Annotated in this window: 1 protein-coding gene; it reads right to left on the reverse strand. The window is 71.7% G+C overall.

Annotation, left to right across the window (positions count from 1 at the left end; all coding sequences use genetic code 11):
- Positions 1-19: 19 nt before the first annotated feature.
- Complete coding sequence (locus STRTUCAR8_RS06510) at positions 20-2,809, reverse strand: hypothetical protein (RefSeq protein WP_044471738.1); 2,790 nt, start codon at positions 2,807-2,809, stop codon at positions 20-22.
- Between the last annotated feature and the right edge of the window lie 72 nt (positions 2,810-2,881).

Below are 2,881 nucleotides of genomic sequence, written 5' to 3' on the forward strand. Positions count from 1 at the left end.
ACCGCGTACCGGCTGCCGCTCATCCGATCCGCGTGAGCTTCTTGTCGAAGCCGGGCTCGGCCAGGTCCTTCTGGAGCTGCACGGGGACCTTCACGGCGCCGCCGTTGCCGTCGCCCACGGTGAGGGTGCCCACCGCGGTGCCCGCCTTGGCGGAGTGCGGCAGGTCGTCGGCGGCGGCGAAGGACAGCTCGACCTTCCGCCCGGCCCAGCCGATCGCCGTGACGTCCTTCGACAGCACGACAGGTGTCTGCCCGCCGAGCCCGTCGTCGACGTACCCGACGACGTCACCCTTCTTGAGGATCTTCGACGAGAGCAGTGCCTCGCGGGCGGCGATCATGGCCGTCCGGCTGACGTTGTTGACGGTGTCGATGATCGGCGCCGTGTGCTGGCCGAGGACCGCGCCGACGACGATGGCCGTCTCCCCGCCGACCTCCTTGGTGGCGGCGAAGAGCAGGTTGCCGCCGGCCGCGCTGGTGGTGCCGGTCTTGATGCCGATGCCGCCGTTGGCCGGGATGACCTCGTTCCAGTTCCGCCACCTCTTGCCCGTCGGGTCGTACCAGAAGGGCTGGCTGGTGATGGCCATCAGGGCCGGCATCCTCACCAGCTGGTTGCCCAGCTTCACCTGGTCCTCGGCGGTGGAGACGGTGGTCTCCTTGAGGCCGGAGGCGTCGGTGTAGGTGGTGTTCTTCATCCCGAGTTCCTTGGCGGTGTCGTTCATCTTCTTGATGAACGCCGCCTCGGTCCCGTCGTCCCAACGCGCCAGCAACCGGGCGATGTTGTTGGCTGAGGGGATCATGACGGCCGACAGCGCCTGCTTCAGGGTGAGGGTGTCGCCCGTCTTGACGGTGTCGAGGGTCGACTCGCCCTTGCCGTCGGTGTTGTAACCGCCCTCCTTCTCGGCGGTCGCGTCGATCGTGATTTTCGGGCCCTCCTCGCCGACCTTCAGCGGGTGGTCCTTGAGGATGAGGTACGCGGTCATGGCCTTGGCGACCGACCCGATGGCGACCGGCTTCTGCTCGCCGAACTTCCCCATGGTCCCGATGCCGTTGACGTCCATCCACCCCTGTCCGTCGGACGGCCACGGCAGCGCGGCGGCCGTCCCGTCGAAGGTGTAGGAGTCCTTGGCGGTCAGGGTGAGCTCGGGGGGCGGCAGCGGACGCACTGCCTGTACGACTGCAAAGACGATCGCCAACAGGATGACGACCGGCGTCCAGATCTTGACGCGCCGCGCGATCGTCCGCACGGCGGTGTCCCGGGGCGGCGGCGTGTTCGTCAGCTCGGCGAGCAGGTCCAGCGGCGGCAGGGGCGGCAACGGCTGCTGCGTCGTCCGCTCCGGCCCTACCTGCGGGATCGCGGCGGTGGCATCGGCAGGGGTCACCTTGGCGGGCCGCGCGGGGGCCACGGGCGGCGCCTTGGCCGGGTCACCGACGGGCGGCACAGCGGGCGGCGCCTTACGGGTGGCCGGGTCGTCCAACTGCCTGAGCGCTACGAATTTGCTGGTGCGCTCAGCAACGGACTCACCCTTCCCCTCCGCATCGGCATCCGCACCCGCATCGTCAGCCTTGGGCTCACCGGCTCCCTTGGCCGCCCGGGCCGGCAGATCCCCCAGCTTGAGCATCGTCGTCGGCTGATCGACCGGCGGCACGACGGGCGGGCGGCCAACCTTGAAGACGGCGGTGGGCTGATCTACGGGCGGCTTGTCGGCCGAGGGCTTGTCAGGGGTGGGCTGATCGGCGGAGGGCTTGTCGGGGGTGGGCTCGGGGGCCGGGTCGCCGGTGGCCTTGCCGGGGGCGCGGGCAGGGTCACTGACGTCAGCACCGGGGGCGGAGTTGCCGCCCGCGTCGGCGTCGGGCTCGTGCTCCGGATCAGCCGCGCTCCCGGACCCGGGACGGGCACCGGGGCCGGACTTGGTGCCGGACTCCGGCTTGGCCGCGGACTCGGACTCGGATTTGGGCTCGGACTCGGACTCGGACTCGGGTCCGCCCGCGCTCTCGGCCCTGGCTCCGGCTACAGGCCCGGACTTGGACGCGATCCCCGACTCGGCGCCGACTACGGACCCGGTTTTGGGCTCCGGCTCGGACTTCGACCGGGACCCGGTCTCCGGCCCGGAGTCGGCGCCGGTCCCGGTGACCGTCGTAGACGCGGACGCGGCGCCAACTCCGGCTGCCGTCCCCGCATTTGACTTGGCGTCGGGCGCGGAGTCGGCGCCGTCCACGCTCTTGGACTTCGCCCCGTCGGCAGACCCGGACTTGGACTCGGCGCCGGTTGCGGCGCCGGTTGCAGGCTCGGACGCCAGACCGGTGACGGACTTGGACTCGGCCCCGGACTTGGCGCCGGATACGGACTCGGCTCCGGTTCCAGACCCGCTCTTGGGCTCGGTCTCCGACTCGGCGGCGGAGCCGGCCTTGGGCGCGGACTCTGCCTTCGACTTGGACCGAATCACCGACCCGGAGCCGGTGACGGGCTCCGACACGGATGCGGTGCCGGTCCCGGCCTCCGTCCCGGTGTCGGGCTTGGCCTCCGGCGCGGAACCGCTGCCCGTAGCCGCCTGCTGCTTCGACTCGGACCCGGACCCGGACTCGGAGACGGACGCGGTGCCGGTCCCGGCCGCCGTCCCGGTGCCGGGCTTGGCCTCCGGCGCGGAACCGCTGCCCGTAGCCGCCTGCTGCTTCTGCTCGGACCCGGACTCGGAGACGGACGCGGTGCCGGCCCTGGCCGCCGTCCCGGTGTCGGGCTTGGCCTCCGGCGTGCGACCGGTGCCCGTTTCCGGCTTCTGGCTCTGTTCCGGTTCGGTCTTTTGGGGGTTCACCCGCCCGGTGGGGGGCTCGGCGTCGTCGGTGGAGGCCCCGCCAGTGGCTTCAGAGGCCGCCCCTGCGGCCTC

This window comes from Streptomyces turgidiscabies Car8 (assembly GCF_000331005.1).
Classification (GTDB): Bacteria; Actinomycetota; Actinomycetes; order Streptomycetales; family Streptomycetaceae; genus Streptomyces; species Streptomyces turgidiscabies.